This window comes from Mucilaginibacter rubeus (assembly GCF_003286415.2).
Lineage (GTDB): Bacteria > Bacteroidota > Bacteroidia > Sphingobacteriales > Sphingobacteriaceae > Mucilaginibacter > Mucilaginibacter rubeus_A.
Genome location: NZ_CP043450.1, coordinates 5,382,508 through 5,403,490 on the forward strand (window position 1 = coordinate 5,382,508; position 20,983 = coordinate 5,403,490).

Annotated in this window: 20 protein-coding genes and 1 pseudogene; 14 read left to right on the top strand and 7 right to left on the bottom strand. The window is 44.2% G+C overall.

Going from position 1 to position 20,983, the window contains the following annotated elements:
- Positions 1-67: 67 nt before the first annotated feature.
- On the bottom strand, positions 68-994 hold the full coding sequence (locus tag DEO27_RS21440) for a manganese catalase family protein (RefSeq protein ID WP_091221166.1): 927 nt from the start codon (positions 992-994) through the stop codon (positions 68-70).
- A 180-nt stretch (positions 995-1,174) separates the two neighbouring features.
- On the opposite strand from DEO27_RS21440, the gene DEO27_RS21445 reads away from it, so the two are divergent.
- The 6 genes from DEO27_RS21445 (at position 1,175) to DEO27_RS21465 (ending at position 6,652) form a co-directional block, all read left to right on the top strand.
- The gene (locus DEO27_RS21445; protein ID WP_146750129.1) at positions 1,175-3,376 is read left to right on the top strand and encodes a hypothetical protein; all 2,202 of its coding nucleotides are present in this window, start codon (positions 1,175-1,177) and stop codon (positions 3,374-3,376) included.
- Positions 3,373-3,831 (top strand): low affinity iron permease family protein, encoded by a 459-nt coding sequence (locus DEO27_RS21450; protein ID WP_091221172.1) that lies wholly within the window; start codon positions 3,373-3,375, stop codon positions 3,829-3,831. The genes DEO27_RS21445 and DEO27_RS21450 overlap by 4 nt, the downstream gene beginning before the upstream one ends.
- Positions 3,828-3,962: a hypothetical protein gene (locus tag DEO27_RS31895; RefSeq protein WP_262714151.1), complete on the top strand. Its 135-nt coding sequence runs from the start codon at positions 3,828-3,830 to the stop codon at positions 3,960-3,962. Before DEO27_RS21450 ends, DEO27_RS31895 begins: the two co-directional genes overlap by 4 nt.
- A complete protein-coding gene (locus DEO27_RS21455; RefSeq protein WP_112575311.1) occupies positions 3,959-5,125 on the top strand; it encodes a DUF2252 domain-containing protein in 1,167 nt (388 codons plus the stop codon). Before DEO27_RS31895 ends, DEO27_RS21455 begins: the two co-directional genes overlap by 4 nt.
- 451 nt (positions 5,126-5,576) lie before the next feature.
- A complete protein-coding gene (locus DEO27_RS21460) occupies positions 5,577-6,062 on the top strand; it encodes a DUF421 domain-containing protein (protein WP_112575309.1) in 486 nt (161 codons plus the stop codon).
- A gap of 47 nt (positions 6,063-6,109) precedes the next feature.
- Complete coding sequence (locus DEO27_RS21465; RefSeq protein ID WP_091221186.1) at positions 6,110-6,652, top strand: ferritin-like domain-containing protein; 543 nt, start codon at positions 6,110-6,112, stop codon at positions 6,650-6,652.
- A 665-nt stretch (positions 6,653-7,317) separates the two neighbouring features.
- Here DEO27_RS21465 and DEO27_RS21470 read toward each other — a convergent pair.
- The 4 genes from DEO27_RS21470 to DEO27_RS31550 all read right to left on the bottom strand — a co-directional run bounded on the left by DEO27_RS21470 (position 7,318) and on the right by DEO27_RS31550 (position 8,804).
- Positions 7,318-7,905, bottom strand: a complete 588-nt coding sequence (locus tag DEO27_RS21470; protein WP_167668164.1) for a DUF4142 domain-containing protein — start codon at positions 7,903-7,905, stop codon at positions 7,318-7,320.
- Between the two features lie 59 nt (positions 7,906-7,964).
- The gene (locus DEO27_RS21475; RefSeq protein ID WP_091221198.1) at positions 7,965-8,222 is read right to left on the bottom strand and encodes a hypothetical protein; all 258 of its coding nucleotides are present in this window, start codon (positions 8,220-8,222) and stop codon (positions 7,965-7,967) included.
- A gap of 161 nt (positions 8,223-8,383) precedes the next feature.
- A complete protein-coding gene (locus DEO27_RS21480) occupies positions 8,384-8,629 on the bottom strand; it encodes a hypothetical protein (protein ID WP_091221203.1) in 246 nt (81 codons plus the stop codon).
- A 16-nt stretch (positions 8,630-8,645) separates the two neighbouring features.
- Positions 8,646-8,804 carry a hypothetical protein gene (locus tag DEO27_RS31550; RefSeq protein WP_167668165.1) on the bottom strand — a complete coding sequence of 53 codons (159 nt, stop codon included), beginning with the start codon at positions 8,802-8,804 and terminating at the stop codon, positions 8,646-8,648.
- Between the two features lie 298 nt (positions 8,805-9,102).
- Here DEO27_RS31550 and DEO27_RS21485 point away from each other — a divergent pair, with 298 nt between their 5' ends.
- The 6 genes and pseudogenes from DEO27_RS21485 (at position 9,103) to DEO27_RS31785 (ending at position 16,723) form a co-directional block, all read left to right on the top strand.
- Complete coding sequence (locus DEO27_RS21485; RefSeq protein ID WP_091221208.1) at positions 9,103-9,486, top strand: PleD family two-component system response regulator; 384 nt, start codon at positions 9,103-9,105, stop codon at positions 9,484-9,486.
- Between the two features lie 599 nt (positions 9,487-10,085).
- Positions 10,086-11,605, top strand: a pseudogene (locus DEO27_RS21490) (GAF domain-containing protein).
- Positions 11,606-11,607: 2 nt separating this feature from the next.
- Positions 11,608-15,675, top strand: a complete 4,068-nt coding sequence (locus DEO27_RS21495) for a chemotaxis protein CheB (protein ID WP_223818013.1) — start codon at positions 11,608-11,610, stop codon at positions 15,673-15,675.
- A gap of 364 nt (positions 15,676-16,039) precedes the next feature.
- Positions 16,040-16,252, top strand: a complete 213-nt coding sequence (locus DEO27_RS31775; RefSeq protein ID WP_223818271.1) for a hypothetical protein — start codon at positions 16,040-16,042, stop codon at positions 16,250-16,252.
- 1 nt (position 16,253) lies between these two features.
- A complete protein-coding gene (locus DEO27_RS32040; protein WP_394332330.1) occupies positions 16,254-16,328 on the top strand; it encodes a hypothetical protein in 75 nt (24 codons plus the stop codon).
- 200 nt (positions 16,329-16,528) lie between these two features.
- Positions 16,529-16,723, top strand: a complete 195-nt coding sequence (locus DEO27_RS31785) for a hypothetical protein (protein WP_223818015.1) — start codon at positions 16,529-16,531, stop codon at positions 16,721-16,723.
- Positions 16,724-17,168: 445 nt separating this feature from the next.
- Here the strand turns inward: DEO27_RS31785 and DEO27_RS21510 are convergent, their stop codons facing one another.
- Positions 17,169-17,696 carry a DUF892 family protein gene (locus DEO27_RS21510; protein ID WP_112575307.1) on the bottom strand — a complete coding sequence of 176 codons (528 nt, stop codon included), beginning with the start codon at positions 17,694-17,696 and terminating at the stop codon, positions 17,169-17,171.
- Between the two features lie 18 nt (positions 17,697-17,714).
- A complete protein-coding gene (locus DEO27_RS21515) occupies positions 17,715-18,077 on the bottom strand; it encodes a PleD family two-component system response regulator (RefSeq protein WP_112575305.1) in 363 nt (120 codons plus the stop codon).
- Positions 18,078-18,606: 529 nt separating this feature from the next.
- Here DEO27_RS21515 and DEO27_RS21520 point away from each other — a divergent pair.
- Both DEO27_RS21520 and DEO27_RS21525 read left to right on the top strand, forming a co-directional pair.
- Complete coding sequence (locus DEO27_RS21520; protein ID WP_112575303.1) at positions 18,607-20,124, top strand: phytoene desaturase family protein; 1,518 nt, start codon at positions 18,607-18,609, stop codon at positions 20,122-20,124.
- The gene (locus DEO27_RS21525; protein WP_091221228.1) at positions 20,121-20,957 is read left to right on the top strand and encodes a phytoene/squalene synthase family protein; all 837 of its coding nucleotides are present in this window, start codon (positions 20,121-20,123) and stop codon (positions 20,955-20,957) included. Before DEO27_RS21520 ends, DEO27_RS21525 begins: the two co-directional genes overlap by 4 nt.
- Positions 20,958-20,983 lie beyond the last annotated feature (26 nt).

The following is a 20,983-nucleotide window of genomic DNA, read 5'->3' on the forward strand; positions in this document are numbered from 1 at the left end:
TTGTATTAATAGTTTTTAGAAAACGGCCTTGCGGCCGTCCTCTCGCCGGGGATTACTTCCTTTTTCGTTAATAAGTGCTCCACTGCGCCACGCCATCGGGTTCCGCGTTTCTTACCTCCGCTCTTTTTTCCGCACTCATTTGCTTATCCGTTTTGTCTTTGGTCTTCATCTCCTTCGTGAAGTCCTCCGCGAGCTTGGTCTGCCCCTCGGTTTCCTTCGCCTGCGCGATTGGATCTTCTACATATACAAAATCCTTGCCCATGCCTTTGATCTCACCTTCGTTCCAGGGACCGCGTATGGTTCCTTCAGACATATTATAGGCATTTTGCAGGTATCGCGGATCTGCGGCCAAAACTGCCGGCGGGAAATTAGGCTGAATGCTTTCCAGCGCCGCTTCGAACATTTTATAATGGGTCACCTCGCGGGTCATCAGGAAGGACAGCGTTTCATGGATGTACGGGTCATCCGTAAATTTCATCAGGTGCTCGTACACCAGTTTCGCCCTGGATTCCGAAGCCAGATTGCTGCGCAGGTCAACCGTTAGGTCGCCATTAGAATTAATATAAGAAGCGCACCAGGGAATGCCCTGACTATTGCGGGGCGTAACTCCGCCGCCGGTGATGATCCCAAATTGCGGGTTCGCGAAGACCGCCTGATGGATAATGTCCTCCTTGGCGGCTTTGCCGTTCATTACCTGCATGATCTCCGAACTATCAGCTGCATTTTTCAGCTCGCCATTGACGCCTTTGAGCAGCATCTGAATGGTCGCCCCGACGATCTCGAGATGGCTGAACTCTTCGGTGGCAATATCCATCAGCATATCGTATTTGTCAGGATGCGGGACTTTGGCACCAAAAGCCTGTGTGAAATACTGCATGGCCGCAGCTAGTTCGCCGTTCTCCCCGCCGAACTGTTCCAGTAATAAGTTAGCGAAGCGGGGGTCGGGTTTGGAAACCCGCGCATTGAATTGTAATTCTTTAACGTGGTGAAACATATTTTTAAAATTTAATGGTGACTTGATAGAGAATCGGCTCGGTGGAAAGGATCGCGCTATTTTTACAACCAAAAGCGCTGAGATATGTTTTTTAATTAAAAGATTTAATTAACAGTAAATTTTAAAACAAAAAATTTACTCCTTTAGTTATATAACACACTTTGCAACCTTATGCTTATTATGGAAGGACTTTCACCCTGGGCTATAGCAGTACAAAATTTATTTCATGGGCAGGATCTTCCGGCCATGTTTAGATTTGATCTTGCCGGGTATGCGGTCAACATCCATCATCTCAATAATTCATTATGGATAAGCGTGACCTGTCCCAAAGGCGTACAGATTGTCCTGCGGCCGGCTTACGCACCTAACGACCACCTGGAAATTACCCGCGTAAGCAAGCATGAACTTGGTCTTTCGATTCATCTGAAAGGTTCGATCGGCGATTACAAGGTGCTGGTGAACTTTCCGGCACGGGATAAACCGATCATCCACTACCAGACGCAAATAAAACCCCACAAGCCCTTACTGATCCCTTTTTGGCCGCGCGATATGGTTATCACCGGGCCTGACGGCGGCAGCCAGGAAATGTCGGGAACCATTTTGGTCAGTCAGGTGGGCACGCGTTCCGGCTTGCAGTATGTTACGCTGGACCGGCCCCAAAGCGGAGCCTTGCTGTATTTCCAGAACTTGACCGCGTTGAATGATTATGCCCGGCTAACAGAAACCTCTTTAGGCAATACGGTAGGCGGCAGCTGGGCGGAATTGGGCTTTGCTTTGCCGCCGACCTTGAAGAATAAACCAATCCCTGCGCATCGGGAAGTGATGCTATCTGATGCCTTCATCGCTTTTGATCCGGACTACCCTAAAGATGAACTAGCCCAGGCCAGACAATTTTTGGAGCTGCTGGCAGATGTTTATTTAGTACTGCCGAAACCGGAAACCCGATATTATCCCTGGCCGGAGATGGTCGGCAAAGGACTGCACGACCTGGAATTCAGTCATGGCTGCTGGTCGCATGGCGCGGGACAGGACTACCTGAACGCCTATGTGGCCGATTACCAGACGCCGCCGGAATTGATGGTACAGCTTGCGGTATTGATGCCGCTAACAGATTATTACGACTGGTGCAAGACGGATTTGCCAGCGATCCAAAAGATCCGGAACGGGCTGGACGCTTTTTATAACAAAAAACTGAAAACAGTTGTCCGCTTTCTGCCCGCTTTAGCCGGTCAGTTGAGCGGTGAAGAGGAACAGTTACAACCCAACGTGATGGATTCTTGGTACCTGCATCATCCTTTACTTAATTTAGGGCGGCTGGCTATTCGCGGGGATCAACAAGCGAAAAAACTTTTTTTAGATTCCCTGGATTATACCATACGGGTAGCCCGGCATTTTAATTATGAGTGGCCTGTGTTGTATCACATGGAAACGCTGGAAGCTGTCAAAGCGGAGACCCAGCCCGGGAAATGCGGTGAAAAGGATGTCGCCGGGCTTTACGCGCTGGTGATGCTGCATGCGTGGCAGCTCACTAAACTGAACAAGTACCTGCTGGAGGCCAAACGGGCCGCTAAAACCCTGCAGGGCAAAGGGTTCGACCTGTTTTACCAGGCTAATAATACGGCGTTTGGCGCCAATGCGATGTTGTGGCTCTACCAGGAAACCAAAGAGCAGTTGTATCTGGACCTCGCCTATCTATGCCTGGCTAACCTGGTGAAGAATATGCAGTTATGGGATTGCGATTACGGCTACGCCAGAAACTATCCTACCTTTTTTGCAGTATTTCCTTTGAACGACGCCCCTTATACGGCGGCTTACGAAGAGCAGGAAGTATTTGCAGCGCTTCATAATTTCTTGCTTTATGCAGAAAACCAAGCTATCCTGCCTGCGGTAAATATCCTGGTGCCGGAATTCCTGCGCTACGTGGTAAACCGGGCGCCGTATTATTATCCGCCGAACCTGCCAAAGGAAATGTTGTCCGAAAAGGTAAAGACCGGGCAGGTCGATCATAAATTATGGATCGCGATCGAGGATATCCACGACGGCTGGGAACAGTCGGGCACAGTGGGGCAGGAAGTTTACGGGGCGGGCGTGGCTTTCGGGATCATCCCCCGGCATTTTTACCGGGTACCGGGTGAGGATTTCTGGATCTTTCTGGATTATCCAACCGCGCATTTCCGCCACAGCTCCGGCCAGCTCAGCTTCAGCGTTAAAGGAGATGAGCGCTTTCACTGCCGCATGCAGATCCTAAAGACAGGTAAAAAAGTGCTGCCAACGTTTACTGTAAAAACAAAGACGAATGTACTCAGCGGCAAAAAAGTAAAAAACGGTCATCAGGAATTTACGGTACCCGGCAACAGCACAATTCATATGCATTGGTCATGAAAAAGAAAGAAGGCTTTTTTGAGGCTTTTTCCAATTGGGCTACTGCGGCAGCCGGAAGTTCGGCAGCGTTTATCATAGCCGTTGCGATCGTTGTGGTCTGGGCAGTGACCGGACCACTGTTCCACTATTCGGAAACCTGGCAACTGGTCATCAACACAGGGACGACCATTGTGACCTTTCTGATGGTATTCCTAATTCAGAAATCCCAGAACAAAGATTCAAAAGCCATTCACCTAAAGTTGAACGAGTTACTGGCCTCGCACGAGGGTAGCAGCAACCGCCTCGTGGATAGTGAGAACCTCACCGAGAAGGAACTGGACCGCCTACATCATTTTTATGCACAGCTATCCACCCTGGCCGAAGAAGATAATGACCTGACCCGGACGCATTCGATCGATGCCGCGGAAGAAAACCACTATCGTAAATCCGGTAGCCGCCAATTGAAAACCAAATGAAACTGAAAGAACGTCTGAAATCTTTTAATCAGGGTTTGTTGCCGGATAAAATTAAATTAAAATACGAGGCGATGGCAGAAGAAGAAAACCACTATCGTAAATCCGGTAGCCGCCAATTGAAAACCAAATGAAACTGAAAGAACGTCTGAAATCTTTTAATCAGGGTTTGTTGCCGGATAAAGTTAAATTAAAATACGAGGCGATGGCAGAAAATGCGTTTCGTTTTTTCCGGGGAACCTGCCACTTGTTTTACGAAGACCTGGCAGCTGCCGAACCCTTGCCACTATCGCCGCTAGCCTGGATCTGCGGCGACCTGCATGTCGAGAATTTCGGGAGCTATAGAGGTGATAACAAGCTGGTGTACTTTGACCTGAATGATTTTGACGAGGCGCTGCTGGCGCCGGCCAGTTATGAAACCGTGCGTATGGTCACCAGCATTTTTATCGCTTTTGATAACCTTGGTTTTGAAGAGAAAAAGGCGCTGAAGATGGCGCGATTATTCTTAAAGACCTATTCGGCCACCCTGGCGAAGGGCAGGGCGATCAGCATAGAACCGCGGACCGCCAAAGGCATTGTTCATGATTTTCTGACCAGAGCCACCAAAAGCACCTATCATGACCTGCTCAAAAAACGCACGGTCAGTAAAAAGAAAAGCATTATGCTCTCGCTGGAAGATGAACGGCATTTTAAGCTGGATCGACCGCTTCGAAAAGCTTTGAAAGCTCATATCCAGGAATGGATTGAAACCAGTAGTGACGGCCCCTATAATTATGAAGTACAAAGCGTTGTTTTTCGTCTGGCAGGTACGGGCAGCATTGGAGTCAAGCGGTATTTGTTCTTACTGAAAAGCACCAATGCCAAAAATCAATATTTACTATTGCATATGAAGCAGGCGCGGGCTTCTTCGGCAATACCTTTTGTACCGGTACAGCAACTCGCCTGGGATACAGAAGCGGCGAGGGTGATCGGCGTGCAGCAACGGATGCAAAATGTACCGGCAGCGTTGCTTAGCACGACTGTCTTTCAAAACGATGCTTTTATTATCCAGGAACTGCAGCCGGTCAAGGATAGCATCAAGTTCAGGTTATTAAAAGATTACCGCGATATGTATCGGGTTATAGACGATATGGCGGCACTGACCGCTTCGGCGCAATTGCGCAGCGGCGGGAGGCAGGGTTCAGGAACTTTGGACGAACTGATAGCATTTGGGCTGGACCTCGGATGGCAGGAAGCAGTGATCGCCTACGCACAACGCTATGCTGCAGAACAAAACAATACTACAACGAGTTTGTAAAAGATTATAAAACCGAAAAATATGAAGAATAAATTTCTTATAGTCATGAACGAAAGCCCGACGGCCTTCGGTGAAATATCGATTTAGATAAAAAAAGAAACGCTTCCGCCTCAATAGATTATCCGGCGGGCTCACACGGGTAAAGCGATCCGCTGGATGTCATTTGTGGATAATACGGATCATTCCTGATCTAACTGGCGGATTTCGGGATTACCGACGGTATACATTGCGAGCAGGCTGGGCGGGACGGTAGGACGATGCGCGATGAAAGCATGGTCGGTGTCACGGATACTTTGCAATTGTTTCCAGATTTTAAAGTGCTGCAGACAGGGAAAGCCAAAGGCCATTTAAATCAGCCGGAATACATCTTTAAAATTATGATCAACAGGCCGGCAAGCTTATCCGGGTGACCGCCCGGCTGAGCGCCAAGCAGGCCCAAAACTTATTGCGAATGGAAATATTAGTTAAACTTTTTGGAGAGGGTGAAATGTTGAGCGTGCTGCAAATGAGCAGCCGAGGCGCCCTGATGTTTCTGATCATGCTGGTGCTGATTCGCATCTCGGGCCGCCGGTCATTCGGGGTGCGGACGGCACTGGATAACATAATTGCCGTTTCTTTAGGCGCCATAATGAGCCGGGCCGTTGTAGGGGCCTCTCCTCTTTTCCCGGTCGTCGTGTGTTGCCTGGTGATCGTACTACTGCACCGTGCAGTAGGCCGGCTGATCGCTGCAAGTAAGAAATTCAGCCGTGTGGTGGAAGGCGATAAGATTTTGCTTTTTGAAGACGGTGTGTTCTTAAAAGAACACATGAAAAGGGCCCTCGTCTGTCAAGAAGACCTCATGCAAGGAGTACGGAAATCAGCTTTGACCGAGGATATGGAAAAAATAAAGAAAGTCTACATGGAACGCAACGGGGAGATCAGCGTAATCCGAAAATAATGCTTTTTGGAATATTAATTGTATAGATAGATTAAATTCTGAATACCATGAAAACAAAAGCAAGCAAAAATGTGAGCCGCACCCCTGAAGCAGAGAGTGCGTTAAAAGAATTATTCGTTGACGAATTAAAGGACATCTATTGGGCGGAAAAACACCTGGCGACTGCCTTACCGAAAATGATTAAGGGCGCCACTTCAGAAGACCTTAAAAACACCATCAGCACGCACCTGGAGGAAACCAAAGGTCAGATCACCCGCTTAGAAAGCGTATTTGAATCAATCGGTGAAAAAGCCGCTGCAAAGAAATGCCTGGCGATGGAAGGCTTGCTAAAGGAAGCGACTGAGTTACTGGAAGATACCGACAAAGGTACCGAAGTACGTGACGTAGCTATTATTTCTGCCGCGCAAAAAGTGGAACATTATGAGATCGCCTCTTACGGCACACTGCGTACGCTGGCCGGAACTTTGGGTTTTAGCGAAGCACAAAGCCTGCTGGATGAGACCTTAGCCGAAGAAAAAAATGCCGATTCCCTGTTGACCCAAGTAGCCGAAAATTACGTGAACCAAGCCGCCGCCGCAGAAGTAGAATAATCATCCGCAAAATTGTGATTAACAAGGGGATGCCGGAAGGTATCCCTTTTTTATGGCCCGATTTTTTAAGTGAATTTTTATAGGAATGCAAACTATGCAGCGCCGCAAAAGATAACAGTGCGTATAAAAGACCAGTTCATGGGTCTTAAGTCAGATGACCTTGAGTGCACATTTGACATTAATACCGGATGGACTCCAACCATACCCGCCACCTTTCGGGCTTTGGAACCGGCACTTCCTACGCTATAAGATTATTTAGCGGCATGGCAGATAAGTCTGGGCAGGAAGTCAGAGCTGGATCGGCTGAATGTTTCATTTAAGCTTTCCTCTTGAGCATGGATTTACCGTAATAACCGTTTGCCAGGGTAAAGACAACAGCTTATTTACCTTATGAAGGTATAACAATTATAAGAAAACAGCCCTGCTAAACAGTTGAGAGATCGCTCAAACCATTTATCAGCTGTCCTCGTACGTTCAGAGAAAACAAACGATTTGTTGATTGGTTCAAACTTGTTCACCATAGTAAATTTAGAGCAACAGGCATCTTGAAAAGACCAATGTAATGAAACTTTGAAACCAAAAACGAAATATATTTATAACCTACGACAATAATTGTTATAGCCTGCATGATTGCAGGCTAATTCTGCAACTGTGAACCGATAATATTAGTCGGGGGTTTGCATTTTTATTTTCTCGATAGTAGCCAGGTGCATCTTCAGCATTGGTAAGGCCTTATCTATAAGCACCTTCATTTCCGGATATTTTACCTTATGACGTGCGTTTTCAAAGGTAGCGATATCCTTTCTATGATCATCCACCATTGCATTAATATAGGCTTTGTCAAATTCATTAGCGGGTATCGAGGCAAGCTTAGATTTTAGTTCGGCTTCTTCTTTGCCAACGGAGTCCTGTAAGACGATACGTTTGCTTTTAGCCAGTTCTTTTAATTCCAAATTGGCCTTTGAATGATCATCGATCATCATCTTTCCAAAATCCTTTACTGCTTTAGAAGTGCCTTTTTCCTGCGCAAGTTTGCCCAATTCAACTTCGGCCATCCCTCCGTTTGCCGCTTCTACCGCAAATTTGGCGTCGGGAGCACTTATCGCCCAGTCGCCCGTGCCTGTTTGTTTGTTATGGATCGAGTCTTGATGAGTATTTGTACTATCAGCTTTTTCTTTACTGTCTTTGTTCGAATTGCATCCGCTAATCACAATATTTGCAGATGCTAATAATATAATAATTAGCTTTTTCATAATCATTTAGTGAATTTAGTTTTCGACTATCCTTCCCTTAAGGTCCTTTTTAAAGATTATTAATGATTGCTTTTGGAAGAGCTGCCGCTTGGATCTGCATTACCGTTACCATTAGTATCGCCTTTCAACGTATCTTTCCTGGCAGCCTTTCGCTGATCATTGATCGTATTGGTATCAGGCTGTACCCCGCTCCCTGCTTTGAAAGTTGCAGTAGTGTCTGTAGAACCGTTCAGTTTTTTGTTACGATCATTCGGATTACAGGCTGTCAAAGCAAAAGCACTCATTGCAAAAAATGCAATCAATTTTAAAGCTTTCATAGATTTGATAAATTAATTATTCAGTTAAACTTCTTACAATTCCGCTACCTATAAATTGAAAATTTACCTCCCAAAGGAAACGGCGTGCCTATTACAAGAAAAAGAAAACTCACCGCGTTTGCCGACATGAGACATTTGCCGTACACTATTATTCGCAAACATTACCTCTTGACGCTATCCATTTTAGAGGTATCCGCTTTTTTTGTTTTAGTACCACCGGAAGGACTGTTATCGATTGTCGATGCATCGCCGGTAACGCTGGTCGTTTTTGAAGTATCTAAATTTGACGGCGCATCGTGTTTGGCTTGTGCGGTGTCTTCCCCTGATCTGGCAGAATGATCACCATTGCAAGCCATGATGAGGCTTACTGAAAGCACGAATAAGCCGGTAAAAATGTTCTTTCTCATATTCGATCTTAATTAATTATTTCTGAGTGGTAGTTTTTGTTTCTCGTTTTACAGGAGGTCCAGGCTCTCCGTTTTCGTTGTCAGGTGTTACCGTTGAGACTCTTGGTGCTTCCGGCTTTTTTTGTTCACCAGCTAAACGGCCTTTGCTTGTTTCCGTATTGACTTTTGATTTCATAGTTTTGAATTAAATAATCAGTTGAATACTTCTTTTTACTTTTAATTAATAAAAATTCGGACGGAAAGTTTTTGAAAATTAAAATGAGAAAGATTTTTACAAAGTTTTAAATAGACAACAGATTCATTTAAAATGGAATATGAATATTTACTTTTTGAATAATATCGAAAATAATCCCAAATTAAAATTGAATTTTAATTTATATGTTTGATTTTAAAGAAACAATTATTAACTTCGCTTCTATAGTTGTAATCAGTCTTTGAATCTAAAGCGAATGGACAACCTAATTTGAAAGCACATGAAAAAGAGAATTGTTGTAGTCGACGACGATGACGATATCCTTCAAATAATACGCTATATACTGGAAGAAAAAGGCTACTTGGTTGATGCAGTCACCGATATACTTTCATTTAATAAATTAGGCAACGTCAAGCCTGACTTGATCCTGCTTGACGACTGGCTTAGCGATGGATATGGGCACCTGCTTTGCAGGGCATTAAAGCAGAACCGTCAGACTAAAACAATCCCGGTGGTACTGATTTCTGCAAAAAATGACATCGAATGCATTGCTGAAAAAAGCCATGCAGATGATTATATCCCTAAACCGTTCGATCTCGACTTCTTTATGGATAAAGTCCAGTCTTGGCTATCACCACATCAAAACGCCCTACGGCCTGACTAAGTTGAGACTACTCAAATATTTAATGAAGTAATACGGAAAGTTTGTACTTTAATCAACTGCCGCAAGCCGCTGCGATTAGCTTCCGCGTTCCTACAACTATGCCTGTAATTCTTGAATAGCGAGACATACATTTTTCCCGAAATTTAATATTTGAAAACTTTTTTTATTGGAGCAGGTTTACAATATGGTAAATTTTGAAGCAGGAATAAATGGATATGGCACATATACAAAGGTTGTTGTCCGAAATCGCGGAAAATCGCAGACGGTATGCAGAAATTTCAAAGAACTGCAACGTTCCCTTTTTTTGTTTAAGACAGGCTTGAGCAATGTAAACGGAAAGATCAAATCCACTGCCGAAAGCTATGTCGCTCTTATTCAATCGGAAAAATTGGAACGAACGCAGGAAACCACCGTTGATCTGATCCTCCGCCGGGCTTCCTGATACTCCTATCTGGTGTGAGCGTGAGATTGTTTCCTCAAAGGAAAATAGATATTTTCGCACTTAATCTGCTATTCCCTGAAATCAGTTTGCCGATACTTTTTTGTCGATATACTTCTTAGCTATATCATTTACTACCTATTTAATTTGAATTTGGCTGATGGCTAAGAAAAAAAATTATGATTCCGAATTTTGTGGCAGCCTGCCGCTCAACCATATCAATGTTGTCCAGGACTATGGTTATTTGCTTGTACTGAGCAAAGATCAGTGTAGTATTCTGCAACTTAGCGAAAATGCCGCCCAACTTTTTAATAGACCCCTGAAGTCGATTCCTGGTACACTATTTTCAGAATATACCGATATCAGCGGTATTAAGTCACTCAGCGAGCGTTTTGATCAAAATTCAAAAGAGAAATTCCCGCTTACCATTACACTCGGGTCGCGAAAAATGATGGCGCTGGCACATTTTAAGCCGGAGTATATCATTTTGGAGATCGAAAAAGCTGACCTTCCAATTGAACGCTCTTTTACGAGTGTTTACGAGGAAGTTAAATACGCGATGGCCGCTATTGAGGCCGCGGAAACCATTGAATACGCAAGTCAGGCGGCTATACATGAACTGCGCCGAATTACCGGGTTTGACGGCATTATGATGTACCGTTTTGACGAAGATTGGAACGGCACCGTTATCGCAGAAGAGAAAGATGCGCCGGAACTTGAACATTACCTCGGGCATACTTTCCCAGGCTCCGATGTCCCCAGGCAAGCGCGTGACCTTTATTTAAAAAACCCTTACCGTCTAATCCCTGATCGTGATTTTACTCCGGTGAGGCTTTATCCGGTGATGAACCCGGTGACCAACACTTTCATCGATCTGTCTGATTGTAACCTTCGTGGCGTAGCAGCGGTACATCTGGAGTACCTTAAAAACATGAATGTACAAGCATCAATGTCTATTCGTGTGATCGATAATGGAAAACTCTGGGGCTTGATCGCGTGCCACCATGTCCGCCCGCATTACCTGAGCTTCGAAACAGGCGCTGTCTGTGAAATGCTTTCTTCGGTCATTTCAAACCGTATTTCCAGTATTACTCATAAAGCGCAATATGATGCCGACAGCCAGCTGCAACAACTCCAAACAGAGCTGATCGCGCAAACTTATGCTAAGGATGACCTCTGGGATGGGCTTTTTGATGCCGGAGACGTTCGGTTAACAGACCTGTTGAAAAGCAGCGGGGCAGCCGCCCAAATAGGCCAAGCTATGCGCATACAAGGTGATGTTCCTGACCAGGACACACTGGAAAATTTGTTCCTGTGGCTGCAAAATAAACAGGATGGCAAGGTTTTCAGCACCGATAGTCTGCCCGAAGTTTCGATGAAGCCATACCGTATGCTAAAATTGCGAGCGGCATACTTTCGATTCCTGTCAACCCGGAACGCGGCGAGTTCATTGTAGTTTTCCGCCCTGAAGTGGTACGTACCATTAACTGGGGCGGAGATCCCTCAAAAACGATCAATTTCGATCCTGACGGCAAGAAATACCACCCGCGGGCCTCGTTCAGGTTATGGCAGGAAACTGTGCGCAATACCGCGTCCGCGTGGACACCACAGGAAATCGCTGCTGCCGAAAACCTACGGGCCTTTATTTTCGAATTCAATACTAAAAAATCAAGACTATAAACGTGGCTGCTCCAAAACATATCACTTTTCCGGAAGCAACTTCGCTGGACCGATATATCGTAGCTATTGGCGCATCGGCCGGTGGGCTGGAAGCTATCCATGAATTTTTCGACCATATGCCCGAAGATTCCGGACTAACCTTTATCGTAATACAGCATTTATCGCCGGACTATAAAAGCCTGTTGGTTGAACTGGTTGCCAAACATACCCGGATGAAGGTAGCCGAAGCAGCCAATGATATGACCTTGCAGCGTAACTGCGTTTATATCATTCCCAATAAAAAGCTGATGACTATTAAAGGCCATAAGCTGAAGCTGGCGGATAAGGTCAAAGATAAATCGCCCAATACCGCGATCGACACCTTTTTCTTCAGCCTGGCGAGCGATAAAAAAGACAAGGCCATAGCAGTCATCTTATCCGGAACCGGAACGGACGGCACTAAAGGTATCGAGGCGATCAAAGATGCAGGCGGCATGGTCATCGTCCAGGAACCTGCTACCGCGAAATTCGACGGCATGCCCAACAGTGCTATCACGTCAGGCAATGCTGATTTTATCCTGCCGCCTGCAAAGATGAACGAGGAACTGCGCAATTTTATCAGCCAGCAGATCAGTCCTGACCTGCCTGGCAAACATATCGATGATAAGCTGCTCGACGAGCTGTTCCAGCTGGTCAGCACTAGCAGTGGTCAGGATTTTAATCTTTATAAAACGCCCACAATCCTGCGCCGGATCGCCCGTCGTATGCTGGCCGTCGATATTGCTAACGTAAAAGATTACGTAGCCTACCTGCATAATCACGAACAAGAGGTCAAACTGCTGGCCAAGGATTTTTTGATCGGGGTCACGAAGTTCTTCCGGGACAAGGCGGCCTTCGAAGTGTTGGCTAAAGATATAATCCCGGAGATTATTGCTCATAAACAGGATGGTGAATTGCTGAAGGTGTGGGTTTGTGCTTGCAGTACCGGAGAAGAGGCCTATTCCATTGCAGTACTAATCAATGATTGTGTCAAAAAATCCGGCAAGCAACTGGATATTAAAATATTTGCCACCGATGTGGACGAAACCAGTATTGAGATCGCTGGAAAAAACAGTTACCCCTTGAGCGTAGCTAAAGAGATTCCCGCCGAACTGCTGAAAAAATATTTTGTTAAAGACCGCGAAGCTTATTCTGTAATTCCGTCTATCCGTAAACAGATCGTATTCGCCAGGCATAATGTCATCAAGTCGCCGCCATTCATCAAAAACGACCTGGTAACCTGCCGGAACATGCTGATCTACATGAACACTTTGTTGCAGCAGAAGGTAATTGCAACTTTTCATTATTCGCTGATCAAAGACGGCTTTTTATTTTTAGGTTCCAGTGAAAATGCCGCTGGGATAAAAGAAGGGATCACTGAAATATCCGGCCGCTGGAAGATCTATCAAAAGACCGGTACTATTAATTATGGTCTGCACCATACTTACACTTCCGTCAGCCCGTCTCTTAAGCTCAAAGCAAAAGAGAAAGACACTGTACCCGAGCCGGAAAAATCACCGGAACAGGAATTTATTGAGTTAATAGCGGAAGAATCGGGACCTGTAGCTGTATTCATTGACAAACATTTTACAGTCAAAGAAACAGTCGGTAATTATCGCCGCTATCTGCATCTGCCTGAGAAAAAGATTGACCTTAACATCCTGAACCTGGTTAGTAAAGAAATAGCCATCGTACTGAATACAGCAATCCGCAGGGCCTGGAAGGAACATAAAAAAACATATCTCAACAGGGTTCGATTGAAGCGCAAAGAAGAAGAAGCATTCCTTCAGATCGTGATCAAACCGCCCGGCGCATCATCACAACGAGGATTAACCCTGATCATGTTTACCGAGATCAAAGGGGAGTTTATTGATAAAGACGGGATCGATCTGAGTTCTGCCGGGACTGAACAGCATCAGGAGCACTTGCTTGAAGTGGAGGCCGAACTGAATGAAACCCGCGCCAACCTGCAAATGGCGGTAGAGGAAATGGAGACTACCAATGAAGAGTTACAGTCAAGTAACGAAGAACTATTATCTGCCAATGAGGAACTACAATCGGGCAATGAGGAACTCCAGTCTTTGAACGAAGAACTTCATACGTTGAATACGGAGCATCAGGCCAAGATCCGGGAGCTTATCGAATTGAACGATGATCTTGATAATTATTTTAAAAGCACGGATATCGGCCAGATCTTTATTGACAGTAACCTGCATATCCGGAAATTCAACCCGGCTGCCGTTAAATTGGTGAACCTGATCGAGGCAGACATAGGCCGTCCGATCAATCATATTTCGAGCAATATTCAATACGATAATCTGGTGAATGATATTCACACGGTCTTATCTGACGCACAGGTCGTTGAAAAAGAAGTGCAGCTTAAGAACGGAACGACTAACCTGATGCGTATTATGCCATATGTCCGTAAGGATAAACAGCGGGACGGTGTAGTCATTTCTTTTATAGATATCTCTGTCATCACGGAGTTGAATAATATCATTTCAGGTGTTTTCAACGCCAGCTCGGCAGCAATCCTGGCTTTCAAAGAAGTGCGCAACCACCACAAAGTAACCGATTACCAATGTATTGCTTATAACAATACGGCTTTGGCATTGGTTGGAAAAACTGTCGCTGACCTTTCAACAAAGCCCTCATTACATTCTTTTCAGGATTTGGAGTCCATTAGTTTCGAGCAATTAGCAAAAGTGATCGAAACAGGGAAAGCACTGCAATCTGAATTGAAGGCCCATAACGATAAGTGGTACCAGGTGGTAACTGCCAAGATGAACGATGGTTTTGTTGTGAGCCTGAATGACGTCACCGACCGGAAAATTGCCGAACAAAAGCTCCGTAAAAACTACCAGGAATTGATCACCGCCCGCGAAGGGCTCAAGACGCTTAACCTGGAATTAGAAGACCGGGTAACGGAACGCACGCAGAAACTCTCGGAAAGTGAGGAACGTTTTAATCTGGTGGCAAAAGCTACCAATGACACCATATGGGACTGGGACCTGGTTAGCAACACGATTTGGCGAAGCGAAAATTTTACGACCATGTTCGGTTATACCCGTAATGATGAAACTAACAAGATCAGCTTTTGGTTTGACAAAGTTCATCCGGAAGATCGCGACCGCGTTCAGGATAGTGTTTACGACGCAATAAATGACCATGCTAAAAACTGGTCTGCTGAGTACCGTTTTTTGAAATCAGATGGTAATTATGCTTATATCCTCGACCGGGGCAGTATCCTGGAAGATGAATTCAGGACGCCTTACCGCCTGGTGGGATCGATCATTGATATTACAAGCCAAAAAGCAATTGAGATCGAACTCATTAAGGCACAGTCCGCGACAGAGGAACTCATGCGTAAAAAGGATGAGTTTATGAGCATAGCCAGCCATGAACTGAAAACCCCGGTAACCAGTTTGAAAGGTTCTCTGCAGATCCTGCAACGCATAGCCAGGAGACTGGACCCAAAAGATCAAATGGTTTCATTCATCAATAAAGCAGAAAGGCAAACTCAAAAAATGACCGCTTTACTCAATGACCTACTTGATGTTACCAAAATCCAGGAAGGTAAATTACAGTTGAATTATAGCACTTTTGATGCTTGTCAGATGGTGAAGGAAAGTGTAGATGAAGTTGGCTTGCAGAATAATTCACACCGTTTGATTTTTGAAGACGAATGTGTGCTAGAGATAACAGCTGATCGTACGCGTTTGGAGCAGGTGGTCAATAACTTTTTGACAAATGCCATAAAATATTCCCCTGAAGCAAAAGAGGTACTGATCAACTGCCGAGTTGAAAAAGAACAATTCGTAGCGGAAGTTAAAGACTACGGCATTGGCATTCCCCCCAATAAAAGGGAATTCCTTTTTGACCGCTTTTACCGTGTCCAGGAATCATCGTCCCATTTTTCAGGTCTTGGCCTCGGTCTTTATATTTCTGCAGAAATTGTCCGTCGCCATGATGGCAGTATTGGTGTAAAGGACAACAACGACCAGGGTTCGACTTTCTGGTTTAAGGTCCCGGTAAAACCTAAAACCCGATGAACTATTCTATAAGGCTTTTATTGGGTTTACCCCTTATTGTGCGGAATTCGAACCATGAATTGACAAAATATGCGTTTATCGGGAACAGAAAACTTTTAACACCCTCCTGACTTTGTAGTTTTCCAACAATCCAATTTACGGTTCGAGTCGCGCGCCGGCTACTTGAGAAGATAAATTTTTTTTAAATCAGAAGAAAGGGCTTTTATATTTAGGCGTTAATCAAAAGATCTATTTTCCGGCTAATAAAGTACTTTTTAGCTCTGAATCCTATTGCTTTTTAAAAACATTTGTAGCAACGGCAACAGTATTTTAACCGTCTTGCAGTAGCAGATGCAAAACGACAGGCGGCCAGCAGCAATATACTATGGACATGGCCGCTGAGAACCGTGAACTTGTTGCTAATAAATTTGATAAAGGCACCGGCACCGTGCTGAACGCCAGCACGAAGGCTGATGGCGCAGGTTGCCCTATTAAATGGGTTGTGCCACTAATCCAGCAAAAAAAAATAATTGTTACAGAAGAAGACGGCAAAGTGGTTGAAAATTGCTGGCCACGCAGACAACACTGGATCCGCTGATTTGAATATACATCTTTCAAAAAACCGCGCGAAAGCTGTTGAAGCCTACCTGGTTGTGCAAGGTGCTTATGCTTAATGGATTGAAGCAACGAGTTATGGCCAAACACAGCCCTTAGCGAGTAATAAAACGGCTACCGGCCGTCAGCAAAACCGGAGGATTGGACTCACTTTATTTTTAAAAAAAACAAGCAAAATGAAAAAATATTCTTATTGATGTTACTTGCTGCGGTTGCGCAAGTAAAAATCGTTAGCGCCCAAGTACAGTAAGGAAATGTGATGGTGGGAGGCAGTTTGTCCAATATCATTCTTGGACTGGATGACTCGAAGGTATTCAGTCTTGACCTCACGCCAAAGGCCGCCTGGTTTGTAAAAGATAATGTCGCCCTTGGCGGGTGTGTTAACCTTGGGATACAAACTGCAAAAGCTTCGGCCACTACGGTAAACTATGGAATCGGCGGACTTGGACGTTAATATCTGGGCGCCGACATTGAAGTAGTTAAACACGGGCGTTTTTTTGGAGAAGCAACAGTCGGTCTTGGCGGGATTAATGTCAGCGATGGCGGGAGCCACAGCAATGGATTGTTATTTAGTTTCGGGCCGGGCGTTGTCTATTTTGTTACGCCCAATATTGAATTGGAGACAATGGTCAAGTACAAGGGTGTTGGGGGCTTTGGCAACGCTGGCTATCAAAGCAGCCTGGGGCTGTCATTTGGGTTCCAAATCTACTTGCCCGGTAAACGCACGCTCGGGCAAACGTGACGTGAAATAAAACACGGCTTCTTTGGGACCTTTTTTTGTAGAACTCTATAATTGGAAATATTAAAGATTATAATTGGGAGAAAATTTTGAGATGGCTAACTCTTACCTTGTGTCAGAAATGACCTAGCTACGCATATCCTATGGTTAAGGAGTATTGCTAAACCGAAGTAATGTATTTAGCCGCAATCAGCAGCATTAATGTCCTGTCTGCCTTTGCCTCATCATAATTTTCCCGGATAAGCTGTTTAATTTGGTTGTTCTTTAATTTAACCGCCGCTATCTGGAGGATCTGAAATGATGCCATTTCCATGCTTTCAATATTGTGCAGATAAAACAGTATGGACATGTCCCGAAGCTCATGTTTCTTTTCGTGAAGTTTAATATCCTTAAAAGCGTCATCTACGAGGCCGGCCAATCCACCGAAATTTCCGGGATTGATATTGCTGTCCAGTAAAGCGAATATCATTTCCATCCAAGCCATTTGTTTTTCCACATCTTCAATTGTTTCTATTATGGCATGTCGAAGATCCCTAAAATGCGCTTCATTGGCAATTTGCGGAAGGTTTGAAACCAAATGCGCTTTGGCAGCGTAAATTTTATTGAGGTGACTTATAAAAAACGACTTCAGTTCCTGTTTTGGCAGACTAATTTTTTGTAAAGATCCGCCGGGTTGTTTTTCCATCATAGCTGTTTAATCTTTCTGCTAAGATAGGTATTGTTTAACATGCATCAATAATTCGTAGATGTCAAATGGCTTTCTTACAAATGAATTAGCGCCACAGCCAACTGCTATCAGGTCAAGATCGGTTTCGGCTGAAACCAGCATCACAGGGAGATCAGCGGTTAGGTAATTAGACTTGATCTCACGGCAAATTTCCGGCCCCGTTTTCTCGGATCCAACAATATTCACATCCAGCATAATAAGGTCCGGGCGAATCACCGCGATATTGTCGGCTGCCTCGCCTGTATTGGACAAGATAACGTCGTATCCGGATTCCTGGAACACGATGTTCAATATTTCAAGGATATCCTCGTTGTCGTCAATTACCAGTATTCTTTTAGACATATGTTGCGCTTCTTCGGAAATGTATATCAAAACCGTATCCAAAGGCTCAGAAAAAAACTAAAATGATTTACAAAGCCGATTTAAGGAAAATATAATTGTTTTTACCTGTAGTAAGTTAGCAAAGTGTTCCACATTCGATACACGCTGTTTTATTAAATGGATTTTTTAATCAGATAGGTTGTAAATGGTTTATGTATCCTAACATATGTTCTTTATGGAAAACTCCGTGTTATAGTTTGCAAAGCCTATAACCTCTTCGGCAACTATACTCGTTCCTAAAAGCTTTCTTAACTAGCTTTATATTCTTGGTCAACACCAAGCAAACGCTTCCACAGCTCGTACCTCCAAGCTCTCAGTGTTACTAAAACTATCAGATAACAATAAGATCAACGGCAAATAATGTTTGTGGAAAATGCAATTTAAAACCTTTCTTAATTAATACAAAAACATACCATTATTTAAAATATAGTATATTATTGAATTATATTTGATCCAGCAATTCAAAATAACCTGTTTCCTTAACTGCCAAATGTTAAAGCCAAATCATATTGATCACATTATCACCGGTAAAAAGCCTTCTGTCGCTGTGATAGGTTCCGGATTTGCCGGCCTGAGTGCAGCCGCCTATTTAGCCAAGGCAGGACACCGTGTCATTGTTTATGAAAAAAATATTGGCATAGGAGGCCGCTCCCGTCAAATGGTTGAGGAAGGTTACACTTTTGATATGGGGCCGAGCTGGTACTGGATGCCTGAAGTATTTGAGAACTTTTTCAATGATTTCGGTTATAGAGCGTCCGATTTTTATGAATTGAAACAACTCGATCCCGGGTTCACTATTGTCTTCGGAAAAAGCGATGTCTTAAACGTGCCTGCGGACTATGCTGCTTTAGAATCGCTATTTGAATCGATAGAGCCTGGAAGTGCTATACAGCTTAAGCTTTTCTTAGAAGAAGCCGCCTATAAATATCGCACGGGGATGAATAAATTGGTTTATAAACCAGGCCTTTCTTTATCAGAGTTTGCCGATTGGGATCTGATCAAAGGCGCTTTCAGACTACAGGTTTTTACTTCTTTAAGTAAGCATGTCCGGCGATTTTTTAAAGATTCTCGTTTAATTACATTAATGGAATTTCCGGTGCTTTTCCTGGGCGCGATGCCACAAGATACGCCTGCTTTATACAGCTTAATGAATTATGCCGGATTAAAGCTCGGTACATGGTATCCTAAAGGCGGTTTTGGCAAAGTCATCGAAGCCATGCAAAAAGTATGCGAAGCCCAGGGAGTTGTTTTTCATACCAACTCACCGGTAAGCCATTTACGGGTTGCGAATGGACATATCGAAAAGGTAGGTACTAAATATGGCGAGGATGAATTTCAAGGCGTTATTGCATCGGCGGACTATCATCATGTGGAGCAACAATTACTTGATGAAGCCAACAGGAACTATAGTGCCGACTACTGGGAAAAAAGGGTAATGGCTCCTTCGAGCCTGATCTTTTATTTGGGTGTAAAACTAAAATTAGAAAAACTGGAACATCATACTTTATTTTTTGATGCGGATTTAAAGCTCCATGCGACAGAAATTTACAAAGATCCAAAATGGCCTACAAGGCCGCTTTTTTATGTTTGCTGCCCTTCAAAATCAGATGATAGCGTAGCCCCTGATGGATATGAAAATCTATTTATCCTGATGCCGCTGGCACCGGATATACAAGATACCGAGGCGTTAAGAACGGAATATTTCGGGTTAATTATGGAACGTTTGGAAGATTATACTGGTGTATCGATCAGAACCGCACTTGACTATAAGAAAAGCTACTGTGTAAAAGATTTCAAGACAGATTACAATTCCTTTAAAGGGAATGCTTACGGCCTGGCCAACACATTAATGCAAACCGCGCACCTTAAACCTTCCATCAAAAATAAAAAGGTAAAGAACCTTTTTTATGCCGGGCAACTTACCGTTCCAGGGCCGGGAGTACCACCTTCAATTATTTCGGGTAAGGTTTCCGCTCAATTGCTAATACAATATCTTAACCATAAATGAAAGAACGATTTGATATCTTATCTGCTACGTGCAGCAGGGAAACAACCCGGCTTTACAGTACCAGCTTCTCCCTGGGGATATTATTTCTTAACAAGGAGGTACGTCATCCCATACACGCGATTTACGGCTTTGTAAGATTAGCCGACGAAATCGTGGACAGTTTCCATAATTATCCAAAATCACTTATGCTGGCAGAGTTAAAGGCTGACACCTTTACCGCTATCGAGCGTGGCATCAGTATTAACCCGGTAATTAATTCATTTCAACAGGTTGTCAACCAATTCAAAATCAATCACAACCTGATCATACAGTTTTTGAACAGCATGGAGATGGACCTTGGTGAACAATCTTATAATGCAGAAAAATACCAGCAATATATAATGGGTTCTGCCCAGGTAGTCGGACTGATGTGCCTGCACGTATTCACCAATGGCAATCAGGCCGAATTTGAGCGCTTGAGAATCCCTGCGATGAAATTGGGATCGGCTTTTCAAAAAGTCAATTTTCTCAGGGATGTAAACGCTGACTATGAGCAACTGAATCGCACCTACTTTCCGGATGTTGACCTGTCTGCATTTTCAGACGAGAACAAGCGTGCTATAGAACAGGATATTCTTTCAGAACTTAACGAAGCCCTGGAAGGGATCAGGGAGTTGCCACGTTCCTGCCGCAAGGGTGTTTACCTGGCTTACGTTTATTATAAGAAACTATTCGGGAAAATAGCGAAAGTACCGGCCGAAAAAGTAATGTCGGAAAGGATACGGGTATCAAACGGGCACAAGTTTTATTTAATGTTTGATTCACTGGTAAGGTACAAGTTGAATGTGCTTTAATCCATGATGAAAGATCTAGTAACCTA